The sequence below is a fragment of the Streptomyces sp. NPDC002896 genome, from assembly GCF_040295225.1.
Taxonomy (GTDB): Bacteria; Actinomycetota; Actinomycetes; order Streptomycetales; family Streptomycetaceae; genus Streptomyces.
This window is the reverse complement of sequence record NZ_JBEOVA010000026.1, coordinates 14,889-28,021: the sequence shown is the minus strand read 5'-3', so window position 1 is coordinate 28,021 and position 13,133 is coordinate 14,889. Positions and strand designations below refer to the sequence as shown.

The 13,133-nt window shown below is 70.3% G+C and carries 10 protein-coding genes and 1 pseudogene; 4 read left to right on the top strand and 7 right to left on the bottom strand.

The annotated features are described in order from the left end of the window. Positions 1-181 precede the first annotated feature (181 nt). Positions 182-865 carry a DUF899 family protein gene (locus tag ABT009_RS34900; protein WP_351304351.1) on the top strand — a complete coding sequence of 228 codons (684 nt, stop codon included), beginning with the start codon at positions 182-184 and terminating at the stop codon, positions 863-865. 76 nt (positions 866-941) lie between these two features. On the opposite strand, the gene ABT009_RS34895 is transcribed toward ABT009_RS34900, so the two are convergent. The 7 genes and pseudogenes from ABT009_RS34895 to ABT009_RS34865 all read right to left on the bottom strand — a co-directional run bounded on the left by ABT009_RS34895 (position 942) and on the right by ABT009_RS34865 (position 9,027). Beyond that, a complete protein-coding gene (locus ABT009_RS34895; RefSeq protein WP_351304348.1) occupies positions 942-1,979 on the bottom strand; it encodes an aldo/keto reductase in 1,038 nt (345 codons plus the stop codon). After that, positions 1,976-2,314: pseudogene (locus ABT009_RS34890) on the bottom strand (hypothetical protein); the annotation flags it as partial. The gene ABT009_RS34895 and the pseudogene ABT009_RS34890, both read right to left, overlap by 4 nt. Before the next feature lie 215 nt (positions 2,315-2,529). Continuing rightward, a complete protein-coding gene (locus ABT009_RS34885) occupies positions 2,530-3,969 on the bottom strand; it encodes an LLM class flavin-dependent oxidoreductase (protein WP_351304346.1) in 1,440 nt (479 codons plus the stop codon). A 118-nt stretch (positions 3,970-4,087) separates the two neighbouring features. Next, the gene (locus tag ABT009_RS34880) at positions 4,088-4,603 is read right to left on the bottom strand and encodes a flavin reductase family protein (protein ID WP_351304344.1); all 516 of its coding nucleotides are present in this window, start codon (positions 4,601-4,603) and stop codon (positions 4,088-4,090) included. Between the two features lie 299 nt (positions 4,604-4,902). Further along, on the bottom strand, positions 4,903-6,204 hold the full coding sequence (locus ABT009_RS34875; RefSeq protein ID WP_351304559.1) for an ROK family protein: 1,302 nt from the start codon (positions 6,202-6,204) through the stop codon (positions 4,903-4,905). Between the two features lie 66 nt (positions 6,205-6,270). Then, on the bottom strand, positions 6,271-8,286 hold the full coding sequence (locus tag ABT009_RS34870) for a zinc ribbon domain-containing protein (RefSeq protein WP_351304341.1): 2,016 nt from the start codon (positions 8,284-8,286) through the stop codon (positions 6,271-6,273). 444 nt (positions 8,287-8,730) lie between these two features. Further along, complete coding sequence (locus tag ABT009_RS34865) at positions 8,731-9,027, bottom strand: MFS transporter (RefSeq protein WP_351304338.1); 297 nt, start codon at positions 9,025-9,027, stop codon at positions 8,731-8,733. A 381-nt stretch (positions 9,028-9,408) separates the two neighbouring features. Between ABT009_RS34865 and ABT009_RS34860 the strand changes: the two genes are divergently transcribed. From ABT009_RS34860 to ABT009_RS34850, 3 genes are all read left to right on the top strand, one after another. Continuing rightward, positions 9,409-10,641 (top strand): ROK family transcriptional regulator, encoded by a 1,233-nt coding sequence (locus tag ABT009_RS34860; protein ID WP_351304335.1) that lies wholly within the window; start codon positions 9,409-9,411, stop codon positions 10,639-10,641. A gap of 517 nt (positions 10,642-11,158) precedes the next feature. Continuing rightward, positions 11,159-12,097 (top strand): TauD/TfdA dioxygenase family protein, encoded by a 939-nt coding sequence (locus ABT009_RS34855; RefSeq protein WP_351304332.1) that lies wholly within the window; start codon positions 11,159-11,161, stop codon positions 12,095-12,097. Next, positions 12,097-13,128: an aliphatic sulfonate ABC transporter substrate-binding protein gene (locus ABT009_RS34850; protein WP_351304329.1), complete on the top strand. Its 1,032-nt coding sequence runs from the start codon at positions 12,097-12,099 to the stop codon at positions 13,126-13,128. The genes ABT009_RS34855 and ABT009_RS34850 overlap by 1 nt, the downstream gene beginning before the upstream one ends. The last annotated feature ends 5 nt before the right edge of the window (positions 13,129-13,133 follow it).

Below are 13,133 nucleotides of genomic sequence, written 5' to 3'. Positions count from 1 at the left end.
CCGTTACCCTCGGTCCCCTCGGATCACCCCACGAGCCGGGCTTCAGCTCAGCTGTCGGCGAACCTCGGCGCCGCCATAGACTCGAAGGACAGGTTCGGGGACGCGGGCGCTGGGCGCTCGATGGCCGAAAGCTCGGGATCCGGAGCGGGGAGCGGGGGGATGGCCACCCCAGGAGGACGCGATGTTGCGGCAGACCAGACTGGCCGGGGTATCAGAGGACTACCTCGCCGCCCGCGAAGAGCTGCGCCAGGCCGAGATCGAGCTCATGCGCCACCGCGAGAAGGTCGCGGCCCAGCGACGGGCGCTGCCGCAGGGGCCGCCCGTCGACGACTATGTCTTCGCCGAGGGCCCCGCCGATCTCGACGCCGGCGACACACCGGTCCGCGAGGTCACCCTGAGCGGCCTGTTCACCGCGCCGGACCGCCCGCTGATCGTGTACCACCTCATGTACGGCAAGCTGCAGACCGAACCCTGCCCGATGTGCACGATGTGGATCGACGGCTACAACGGCATCGCTCACCACATCGCCCGCAATGTCGACTTCGCCATCGCAGCGGCCGCCGACCTGCCCACCCTGCGGCAGCACGCCCGCAACCGCGGCTGGGACCGGCTACGACTCCTGAGCTGCGGCGACAGCACGTTCAAGTACGACCTGGGCAGCGAGGACAAGGACGGCGAACAGGACTCCACCATCTCCGTCTTCACCCGCGACGGCGACGGCACGGTCCGCCATTCCTACTCCGCCCACCCACGGATGGCCGACGACATCAAGGAGCGCGGCATCGACCTCCTGGCCCCCGTCTGGCACCTCCTCGACCTGACCCCGCAGGGCCGCGGCGACTGGTACCCGAACCTCGACTATTGACCCCCGACATGGCAACAGTCCGCCGGCCCCGGAGGGCCGGCGGACGGGTGTCACACCGGTGCTGCGTCGGTGTGCCTCAGTTCGACGAACGGCGGCGCAGCGCGGAGTCGGTGAGCGAGGGCGGGGTGTAACCGGAGTCGCGGGACGAGAGGTTGGTTCCAGGCGGGACGATCTCGTCGATCCGGTCGAGTACGTCCCGGCTCAGCCGTACCTTGTCGGCGCCCAGCTGGCTCTCCAGTTGTTCGAAGGTACGCGGCCCGATGATCGCCGAGGTGATCCCGGGGTGTTCCAGGACGAAGGCCAGGGCCAGTTGCACGAGGGTGAGGCCGGCCCCCTCGGCCAGCCGGGCGAGGGCCTCGGCAGCCTCCAGCTTGGCGGCGTTCTCCGGTGAGGTGATGTCGAAGCGGGCCGCCTGGCGTTCGGCGCGGCTTGAGGCGGGCTGCTCGGCGCCCTTCCGGTAGCGCCCGGAGAGCCAGCCGCCCGCGAGGGGGCTCCATGAGAGCACGCCGAGACCGTACCGCTGCGCCACCGGCAGGACCTCGCGTTCGATGCCGCGCGCCAGGAGGGAGTACGGGGGCTGCTCGGCCACGACGCGTTCCCGGCCGCGGCGCTCCGCGATCCACTGGCCCTCGACGATGGCGGAGGGTTCGAAGGTGGAGGTGCCGATGTAGCGGATCTTGCCCTGCTGCACCAGGTGGGTGAGCGCGCCGAGCGTCTCGTCGAAGTCGGTGTCCGGCTCGGGGCGGTGCACCTGGTAGAGGTCGATCCAGTCGGTGCCGAGCCGCCGCAGGCTGTTCTCCACCTCGCGGATGATCCAACGGCGGCTGTTTCCCTGCTCGTTGGGGTCGCTGCCGAGGCTTCCGTGGAACTTGGTGGCGAGCACGACGTTGTCGCGCCGCCCGCCGGACAGGGCCTTGCCGACGATGGTCTCGGACTCACCCGCGGAGTACACATCCGCGGTGTCGACGAAGTTGATGCCCGAGTCCAGGGCGTGGTGGATGATCCGGACGCTGTCGGCATGGTCCGAGTTGCCCCGGCCTCCGAACATCATGGTGCCCAGGCACAGCGGGCTGACCTTGACGCCGGTACGTCCGAGATTGCGGTACTCCGTCATCGTGCACTCTCCTTGACGAGTTGATTGATCTTCAGGTGGTCCACCGCCGAGGCCGGTCGGCCGCCTTGTTCGAAGGCCTGCCGCAGACGGTGGTACGGGACCCGCGCGGCGAGGAGTTCGGCATGGGTGCCGGTTTCCGCGACGGTTCCCGCGTCGAGGACCACCACCCGGTCGGCGCGGGCGGCGGTGGTCAGGCGGTGGGCGACGACGACGGTCGTACGCCGACGGGCCAGGGCCTCGGTCGCCGCGGCGACCCGGCGTTCCGTGGCCAGGTCGAGCGAGGCGGTCGCCTCGTCGAGCAGCAGGATGTCCGGGCCGACGAGTTCGGCCCTGGCCGCTGGGCGCGCGGCCGTGAGTCCCGGAAGGCCCAGGCCCGTCGGGCAAAGTCGCGGGCTTGCGCTCCTCGGGGGCAGTACGGCGGAGGCGACGGCGGCACCGAAGGCGAGCAGGAGGTCGGTGCGGTGGCGCAGGCAGAACCCCAGCAGCCGCCGGGCCCACCGGGCCGACGGCTCCTGGGGCGCACTGGTTTCCTGGGAAGGCGGACAGTCCGTCACCGGGCTGCCGCAAGGGCGATGCCGGTGTGGCCCTCGCCGGCGTCGACGGTGTCGAACAGCCGGTTAGCGGGGCGCGGGAGCCCGTAGTGCTCGCGCAGCGTGGAGCCGGTGTACTCGGTGCGGAACAGGCCGCGTTCCTGGAGGATCGGCACCACCCGGTCCACGAAGAGCTCCAGGCCTGAGGGGAGCACGGCGGGCATGATGTTGAAGCCGTCGGCCGCGCCGCTGTCGTACCAGTGCTCGATGGTGTCGGCGACCTGCTCCGCCGTACCGGCGAAGGTGCGGTGTCCGCGGCCGCCGCCGAGCCGCCCGATGAGCTGACGCACCGTCAGCCGCTCACGCCTGGCCAGCTCCACGATGAGCGTGTAGCGACTCTTCGCGCCCTCGATCTCGTCCTCGGTGGGGAGGTTCTCGGGGAGCTCCGCATCAAGGTCCAGCTCGTCGGGGGAGATCTTCAACGTCTTGGCGAGCTGCCGCTTGGCGTACTCGGGGACGATCAGCCGGTCGAGCTCGGCGTCCAGCTCCAGCGCCTCCGTCTCCGTGTCGCCGATCACGGGGACGATGCCGGGCAGGATCTTGAGGCCGTCCGGGTTGCGGCCGAACAGCTGGGCCCGCTGCTTGACGTCCTTGTAGAAGGCGATGCTCTCCTCCAGGGTCTGCTGCGCGGTGAACACCGCCTCCGCGTACCGGGCGGCGAAGTCCTTGCCATCCTCGCTGGAACCTGCCTGGACGAGCAACGGGTAGCCCTGGGGCGGACGTTGTACGTTCAGCGGTCCGTCGACCCGGAAGAACTCACCGACGTGGTCGATGCGGCGAACCCGCTCGGCCAGGGCGTGGACGCCGCCCCCCTTGTCGGCGATCACCGCGTCGTCCGCCCAGCTGTCCCACAGCTTGGTGGAGACCTCGACGAACTCCGCGGCCCGCCGGTAGCGGTCCTTGTGCAGCGGTGTGTCGTCGAGGCCGAAGTTGCGGGCCGCGTCGGCGCCCGCGGTGGTGACGACGTTCCAGCCGGCCCGGCCGCCGGAGACATGGTCCAGCGAGGCGAACCGGCGGGCCAAGTTGTACGGCTCGTTGTAGCTGGTGGATGCGGTGGCGATGAGGCCGATGTGGTGCGTGGCCCCGGCCAGCGCGGTCAGCAGGACGGTGGGCTCCAGCTTGGCCGCCGGCCGACGGCCGGGATCACCCATCAGGACGGGGCTGTCGGCGAGGAACAGCGAGTCCAGCTTGCCGCGTTCGGCGATCCGGGCCAGGTTCTTGTAGTGCTCGATGTCCGCGTTCGCCTCTGCCGGGCTCTCGGGGAGCCGCCAGGAGGCCTCGTGGTGACCGGTGGACATGAGGAACGCGTTCAGGTGCAGCGGCTTGCGGCCGGCGTTGCGTTCCGTGTGCGTCTCGGCTTCCGTCTGCGCTTCGGTGCGGTCTTCGGTCTTGCGTGACATGAGCTGTCGTCTCCTCAAGGGGCGGTGGGGTGGTGCTGCGCCACACCGAGGGCGGCGAGCAGCGTGTCGCGGTGTTCCTGGGTGCGCGGGTCGCGCGGGAAACTGCTGTGCAGAGTGATCAGATGGAGTGATAGGCGCCGTCGTGGAACAGCAGCGGGCTGCGCCCCTCGTCGAGCCAGGAGTCCACGACCCGGGCAATGACGATCCGGTGGTCGCCCGCCGGGACGAGCTGCTCGATGTCCAGCCGCAGCCAGCCGGCCACGTCGTCGAGTACCGTCTCGCCCTCCGGCAGTCGCCGCCAGCTGGTCGGCGCCGCGAAACGGTCGATGCCGCTGGTGGCAAACGTGGTGGCCAGTGCCTGTTGCTCGGCACCGAGGAAGTTGACCACTGCGGTGGCGGCCCGCTCGATATGAGGCCAGGAGGAGGTGGTCGTTCCGACGGCGAAGGAGACCAGCGGCGGTTCGAGCGACAGGGATGTGAGCGAGGTGGCGGTGAACCCGACCGGCCCGAGGCCGGCGTCCGCGGTGACGACCACGACGCCGGCGGGATACCTGCGGAATACCTGTTTGAAACGCTTCGGCGCGATACCCGTGGCGGAGGATGCCGCGGAAAACGAGGACGCAGTGACAGTCAACTTCTCTCCTGGGATGGAGTATTTCGAAAGGCAGAGTCGGCGCGCGAACGACAACTCAGAACGGGCAGGCCGAGGAGACGAGGCGCGCAGGCGTAGAGATGTACGCACTCAGGTGCGGCGCACTCGGCTAAATCAGTCGCTGGTTTACCGGCGGCCAGGACAGGAGCGACAACAGAAACGCCGGGCGAAGACGCCGACCTGCACAGACACCCGGCAGCGGACTGCCACTGAGGGCAGGTGCTGGGGATTCGTCTGTCGACCGGTCATGAATCCATTTTCCCGCTCCGGCCGGGAGCCGGTCAACAAAGCAACTCCCTGAATTGCGTCGAGATCGGAAATACCCCTCTGGAGACGGCGGGCAGCGCGGGCCAGGGACCCAGCGGGTCCCCGTACAGCGCCTCCAACGCCACCGCACCACCGGCGGTGGCCAACACCGATCCGGTGAAACTGCTCGGCACCACGGCTCGTTCGGGGTCGTCGCAGACCCAGGAGCGCTCGGCCACTTCCGCCCGCAGATCGGCGAGGCACTGCGGCAACCGGCCCGCACCAGGCTCGACGACCACCAGGACCTCGGGGTCGAACATGTCCAGGAGCAGTGCCGCTGCCCTACCGACAAGCCGCGCCCGACGGCGGAAGAGCGCCACCGCCCGCGCCTCACCGGCCAGCGCCTGCTCCAGCAGCGCGGTGAACGACCCGACCGACAGGCCCCGTTCGGCCGCTTGCCGCACCATGGCGTGCTCCGACACCTCGGACTGCAGGCACCCGGACCGCCCGCACGAGCACGGCTCGGCGCCACTGGAACCGGCCGACCCGAGCGGCAGATGAGCCACGCTGCCCGCCCCGGAGCGCGGTCCGAGGTGCATGGCCCCCGCGATGGCGAACGCCGCGTCCACGACCGCACCGACGAACAGGAGCACCGTGCTGGCCCGGGTGGTGGCCTCGCCCAGCATCTGCTCGGCGCGCGCCAACGCCCGTGCGTGACTGTCGACTTGGACCTCCAGCCCGGTCGCCGCAGCGAGGACGTCGCGTACCGGCACATCGCGCCAGCCGAGTTGCTGGTGCTCGATGACCACTCCGGCCTCCGGGTCCACCCGGTGTCCGGTGGCCACGCCCAGGGCGAGCACGGCCCGCTCAGCCGCGTGGGCCGCCACCAGCCGGGGAAGACGAGTCACCAGGTCACCGAGTATCCGCTGCGCATCGGTGTCCCGGTGCGGCCGACGGTCCACCGCCAGAAGCCCACCGCGCAGGTCCATGAGGAAGACGGTCGAGTGGGCGACAGCGATATGTGCGCCGGCCACCACATAGTGGCTAGTGTCGATCTCCAACGGTATGTGGGGCCGCCCCAGTCCCTTCGGCCCGGTGGTCTCCGCACTCTCGCGGACGAGGCCGCGGGCCAGGAGCCAGCCGGTGTGTCCGGTCACGGACGCGGGTGAGAGGCCGGTGAGCCGGGCGACGGTGGAGCGGGCGACGGGGCCGTGGTCGAGCATGGCGCTCAGGACGGATCCCGCGGAGGAGACACGGCGGGCGGGCCCGGCGGCAGGGATGTCCGAGCGACGCAACGGGGTGGGACCACGACGCGCAGGCGCAGTGAGACTCATCAGCGGAAGTCTTCCAGGCTCGGTGGCAGCGGGCGACGCGGTGCGTGCTCCTCTACGAAGCGTCTCTAATCAGCCTAGCGATCCCATGTCAGACGTGGTGTCTGGTATGGGTTGTGCCCACCGTGGAGGGGTGGCGTGGGCGTGCAGGTGGAAGCCCGCGCCTCGTGCTGCTCCTCGTGGCCGGTGTCGGCCGGGATGGGGTCTCCCCTGCTCGAGCGGAGCCGAGAGCTTGGGGAAGGGTGTGCTGATCGTCGTCACGCCCTGGTGCCGGTGGGCTGCGCGGGGCAGCCGCATCCGGCCCGTGTGAGCGTGTCCCTCCGGACGCTTGCCCGCCGGGCCGCATGGGCCGGTGGGGGAGGGTGCCCTGCGTCGCCTGGGCGCGGGGCGTGTGGATCGTGGCCGGGTGGGTCCGGTCTTGGACCGGTCCCGGCTGGTCTTCTTGGTGGTCGGGGTGATGACGGCTGTGGCTTCGAGTGTGTCGACCACCGTACGGATCACCATGGTGCTGGTGGTGCGGTCGACGATGGTCTTGGCCTGGTGGGTGAGGCCGCGTGCGGCGATGCGTTTCCATGCGCCCGCATCGCGGTCGCCCTGATAGCCGCAGGAGCGGCAGATGGCCCATTTCCAGCCGGGTGTGGTGGGCCGGTCGGGGGCCTTGCGGTGCCGCAGCGGCACCAGGCAGTGGGGGCAGTGCCGGGAGGTGTTCCTTGCCGGGACCGTCACGACGGCGATTGCTACCTCGGCGGCGAGGTGCCGTATGCGGTCGAGGATCTGCCCGCGCACCTGCTGGGACAGGCGTGTGTTGATGGTGCGGCCCATGCCGCGTGCTTCCATGGAGCGCAAGTCTTCGACGTAGATCACGCTCGCGCCGGCGGCGATGGCCTGATCGACGGCCCAGCGGGCGGCGGACCAGGCCAGAGAGTGGTTGAGGTTGGACCGGCGGGTGGAGATGTGCCGGATCTCGTCGGTGAGGAGCTGGTGCCTGGCGGCCAGCGGGTGCTGCTCGTTTCCGGTCATGAGCCGCTGGTGTTGGTCGGTCTTGGCGTGCAGGAGCTCGGACAGGCGGCGCAGGCGGTGCTGTTTTGCCAGGACGCCGGCGGCGCGGAGCATGCCCCCGCTGCCGAGGGCAGTGATACGCCCGTTGTCGTGGAGTCGGGCAGCCCCGGCGGACAACAGTGTGTTGAGGCCCCAGTCCACGCCGAGTGCGACCGAGTGTCCGGTTCGCTGCGCCTTCACGACAGCGTGGGTGTAGGCGAGGTCGGCCCGCACTTGGCCCTGGTGGATGCGCAGGGTGGGCAGGTGCAGGTGCAGGAGCGCGTTCGCGGGGATGGTGGGCGGCAGCGTGACGGGGCAGGCCACCCATGTCCAGTCCCGGTAGGAGTGCGGGTCGGGGCGGGTGGGCAGTTGCAGGCGCAGCAGCGCCCGGCCCGGCTCGTCGCCGCGTGCGAGCGTGGCCTGCTGCCGGTCGCACGCCGACAGCAGCAGCATCCGGGCGGTCCGGGGTGCGCTCTCCAGCTCGAACACGTCGACCGGCAGGCGGCCGTGCTGCCTGTGGAAGGCGGAGGCCTGCCGGGTGCGGGAGGTGATCACAGTGGAGGGCAGGAACTGCCCGTCGGGCACCGCCACGCGGACGGCATCCCATTCCTCACCGGTGCGTTTGGCCGGATCAGCGGGCCAGGTCGCGAGAACTCCGGCAGTGAGGTCGGCGCGCCACTTCGCCGCCCGCAGCGTGCGTCCGGCCTGTTCCTGCGCCATGCGCACGATGCGGTCGTTGACCGTCACACCCGCAGGCGCAGCGGTGGTCCAGCCCAGACGCCGCAGGGCCATCCAGGCGTTCGACGGCAGCTTGCGACCGCCCGCGTCCTCCCCAGAGGCGAGCAGGTCCACGTCGGAGGTGTTCCAGTGCTCGGCGAGCAGCGCACCGGCCATGCCGGACACCAGACCGGCAACCCAGCCGACCCGCTCCGCCAGCACCCGTGGGGGCAGTAGCTCGCCGGTCTTCTCGTCAACTGCGGTGCGCAGGACGGCACGGGCACATGCGGTGCGGGCAGTCTCGCCCTCGGCGAGCGCCAGTTTCCGGCTCATCGATGCCCCCCTGCCCGCCGGTGATGCTGTCATCCGATCAACGACTCCCCCACGAAAAGGTCACGTATTCGATCCACGCACTCAGATACGACGCCGACGCTGGCGCCGGACACACGGCATGACTCCGACCGGTGACACATCACTACGGATACCAAAGGGAAAAGCGTGACCCTCAGGACAGGTGCAGAACGCACGGTCGGCGGTCGGAAGAATGTCGCTTCTCCCGTGGGAAAGGGCGCCCCGCGAAGAGGCCAAGCGGGAGATGTCCCGGTGCGAGAGCTGTCCCGGTGGCAGGCCTGCGCGGGCAGGTATGTTCAGGCCCGGTAACACGCCGCGGAGCACACACGCTTCAGGTCGACATGACCTCGAGTCGTCAGGTGTGCGGATCGCTGCATGGGCCGCAAAGCATCCGAACCGCCGTTACCGGTCAAACCGCTGACCGCATCATGGACAGAGCAGGCAATTGTCAGGCGATCTGACGGTCACGACCGCGATGAGGCCGGCTGCGAGCTGCGGCAGCATCAGCAGGGCCATGAGGACGAGCGGAGCCTGCCAGCCGCCGCTGTGCTCGTAGAGAACGCCCACCAGGATGAGACCGGGGATCGACAGCAGGTATCCGGTGCTCTGCGCGAAGGCTGACAGCCGGATCACGGTCGCGCTGTCACGGCCCCGCATTCCGATCAACGTGAGCGCCAGCGGGAAGGAGCAGTTGGCGACGCCGAGCAGGCAGGCCCACAGCAACGGTGCCGCGGCCTGGGCGGCCCACAGCCCGGCGTATCCGGCAAGGCGGAACAGCCCGATCGCGACGGCGACGCCGCTCTGGTTGCGTAGGCGTCCGGCGACGGCGGCCAGCGCGAAGGACAGGGGTGGGTAACTGCTCGGGGCTGAGTGGTGTCCCGAAGATCCCGAACGCCGGCATCACGCCGCGTGCTCCGGACGGTCGACCGACTTCGCAGGATTGCCGTACGCCCGTAACGGAACGCCGTTGACCGCCGCGGGCCGTCTTGCGAGCATCTGCGCATGCTCTCTCCGCTTCCGCTCCCGCGCTGTACGGGCTCCCGCCGCCGCTGAGCCGCCTCGCCCGGCGGCCCTCCGCCGTCCTTCTGTTGAGCGAGGGAGCCGATGACCGCCGTCTTCGATCACGCCCGGCCGCCGCTGCTCGTCGCACTGCCTGCGGGGCCCGAACCGCTGTCCGTCGAGGGCGGCGGCCCGGGCGCCCTGCTGCGCACGCTGCTGCGCGACGGGCCCACGGCCCGCACGGAACTCGTGGCCAGAACCGGGCTCAGTCCGGCCGCGGTGTCGCGGCACACGGCGGAGCTGATCGGGCTCGGGCTGCTGCGCGAACTGTCGCCACGCGTCGGCTCGCCGCGTGCCGGGCGGCCGCAGGTGCCGGTGGACATCGACCCCGGCCACCACGTCGCCTGCGGGGTGCACATCGCCCTGGAACACGTGACCTTCGCTGTGGTGGATCTGCGCGGCAGGGTCACGGCGCAGCAGCGGTTGCCGCATCCGGGCGGGCCGCGGCAGGTGCTGGAAGAGATCGGCAGGCGCCTGCCGGGCTTCCTCGGCCGGCACGCGGCGGGGCGTTCGGTGCTCGGCCTCGGCGTCGTCACCGGTGGCTGGGTCGACGCCGAGCAGGGCACGGTGATCGAGCATGTACCGCTCGGCTGGCGGGATGTGCCGGTTCGGCGCGTGCTGAGCACCGCGACCAGGCTGCCGGTGCATGTGGACGGGCACGCGCGGGCGCTGGCGCACGCGGAGCTGCTCTTCGGCGCCGAGGCGGGGCGCTCGGACCTGGTGCAGCTCTTCGTCGGCAACGTCGTGGACGCGGCGATCGCGGCGGGTGGCAGCGTGCTGCGCGGCCGCCGGTCGGGGGCGGGCGATGTGGCCCATCTGCCGCTGGGCGACATCGGTGAGGCCTGCGGGTGCGGCCGTACCGGCTGCCTTCAGACCGCGGTCTCGGAAGGTGCCGTGGCGAAGCGCGCCTTCGAGTCGGGGACCATCCCCGCACCGGACTTCCCTCTGCTCATCGACCGGGCCCGCCAAGGCGACCACGAAGCGCTGCGGGTACTGCGCGAGAGGCTGCGGACCGTCGGTCGCGCGGCAGCGCTGCTGCTCGACGTCCTCAATCCGGAGGTACTGGTCGTCGTCGAGCGCACGGCGCTGACCTTCCCCGAGCTTCTGCCGGACCTGTACGAGGAGGTTGCCGCGCACTCGCATCTGTGCGTCGATCCCGAACAGGCCGTCGTCCCCAGCAGTTTCGGGCCGCACGTGCTGGCGGTCGCGGCCGGATCGGTCGTGCTCGACGCGGTGTACCGGCGTCCGATGGAGCTGCGTACGGCGCGTTCCGCGTAGCGCCGGGGCGGGGTCGCCGTCGTGCCGACGCCACAGTGCCGACGCGCGCTCGCACCGAAGTGCGGGAGTGCCGTCGCCGCAATGCCGGAGCGCAGTCGCCACAAGCCGCCCGCCGCCCACGGACTTTGCCGAAGCCATAGCACGCTAAGCCCGACCGACGCCGCCCGGTGCACCCCGGGCTTCCATTTCTTCCACGGCGTCGCAAATCATTGTCGGCCCGTCAGGCAGCCCAGAGAATCGCCCTATGGATACGACGTGGAGGGCCGCGGCGCGTGACGCCGCCGGGCGGGAGGCGGTCAACGCCTTCCGCGCCCACCATTTCGCCGGTCTGGGCTGTCGTCGCCCCGCCGCCAGCCGCGCGCGCTGAGTCGAGCGCCGCCCGCGCGTTGTCCGTCTCCTGGTTGCTGTTTTCTTTTCCGGCGTTTGCGGCCCAGTAGAGGGCCGCTGTCTCCGTACGCCTCCGTACACCTTCACCCGTCAGCGCATCCGCGTATGCGCGCATTGGAGCTGCCCTGCCATGTCTGCACCCACCCAGACCGTCCTCGACGTCGTCAAGGTCGCCGGGAACATCGGCGCCGAGATAGGCGGCGTCGATCTCGCCTCCGACCTGTCGGACGACGCCGTCGCGGCGATCCGTGCCGCCCTGCTTGAGCACAAGGTCGTCTTCTTCCGCGGCCAGGACCTCGACGAGGCGAGCCATGAGCGCTTCGCCCGTCGCTTCGGCACCCCGACCACCGCCCACCCGACCGTCCCCGCCCTCGATGGTGCGCCGGCCGTTCTCGACCTGGACTACGGCAAGACGACGTCCCGGGCCAACCACTGGCACACGGATGTCACGTTCGTGCAGCGCCCGCCGCTGGGATCCATCCTGCGCGCGGTGACGATCCCGCCTTACGGCGGCGACACCGTGTGGGCCAACACGGCCACGGCGTACACGAATCTGCCGGAGGAGCTGCGGGCGCTCGCCGACCAGCTGTGGGTGGTGCACTCCAACCAGTACGACTACGCGGCCTACAAGCCGGCGGACGACACCGAGGCGGCCCGGCGCCACCGTGCCGTCTTCACGTCGGTCGAGTACGAGACCGAGCACCCGGTCGTGCGTGTGCACCCGGAGAGCGGTGAACGCGTACTGGTGCTGGGCGGGTTCGCGCGCCGCTTCGTCGGCTGGTCCGCGGAGGACTCGCGTGAGCTGCTGCGACTGTTCCAGTCGTACGTGACCCAGCTGGAGAACACCGTACGGTGGCGCTGGGCCCCCGGCGACGTCGCCTTCTGGGACAACCGCTCCACGCAGCACTACGCGGTCGCCGACTACGGCACTCTCCCTCGCCGCGTGCAGCGGATCACGCTGGCCGGCGATGTCCCGGTGTCGGTGGACGGCACCCACAGCAGGGCCGTCACCGGAGACGACACCACGTACAACACCGCCCTCGCCCTGCCCGGTGACGGGGGGCGGTAATGCGAAGGCGTATCAGAGCGCTGGTCGCTCCGCTGCTGCTCGCGCTGTTGCTGCCGGTCGCCACGGCCTGCGGTGGGGACTCCAGCGCGGCCACGTCGTCGGACGGCGCCGGCAGCCAGGGCACGGTGACGCTGCGGATCGGCGACCAGGGGCAGAGTCTGCTGACCACTCTCAAGGTGTCGGGGCAGCTGAAGAACCTGCCGTACAAGGTGCAGTTCAACCAGTTCGACAGCGGGCCGCTGGTCAACCAGGGGCTCCAGGCCGGGGCGATCGACTTCGGCGTCATGGGTGACACTCCGGCGGTGTTCGCGCAGGCGAGCGGGATTCCGGTGAAGGTCATCGCGGTGTCGAAGACCGTCGGCCCCGGCTACACGCTGGTCGCGCGGGCGGGCACCGGGATCAAGACGATCGCGGAACTCAAGGGCAAGAAGATCGCGATCTCCAAGAACACCGCGAATCACGGCTTCCTGCTGCGGGTCCTGGACAAGGCGGGGCTGAAGCAGAAGGACGTCACCGTCGTCGACGTTCCGCTGCAGAACATCGGCAACGTCCTGGAGTCCGGGACGGTCGACGCCGCCACGGCCTCCGAGGAGACCCGCGCCAAGTACCTGCAGGACCATCCCGACGCCGTCCAGGTCATCAACGGCCGTTCCGTAACGCCCGGTTACGCCTTCCGGCTGGCCACCGAGAAGGCGCTGGCCGACCCGGCCAAGCGCAAGGCGCTGCTGGACTTCACCGCACGTCTGGTGAAGGCCAACGCGTGGATCCGCGCCCATCCGGATGCCTGGGTCGACGCCTACTACGTCAAGATCCGCAAGCAGACGGCCGCCCTGGGCAAGCAGGTCTTCCAGGCCACGGGCGAGACCAGCTATGTCCCCATCGACGACGCCGTCGTCCGGTCCCAGCAAGAGCAGGCCGACCTCTTCACGGAGAACGGCCAGATACCGCAGAAGGTCGACCTCTCCCAGCAGTTCGACCCGTCCGTCACCAAGGACTTCAACGCGGCTCTCGCCGCTGCACAGAAGGGCTGACCACC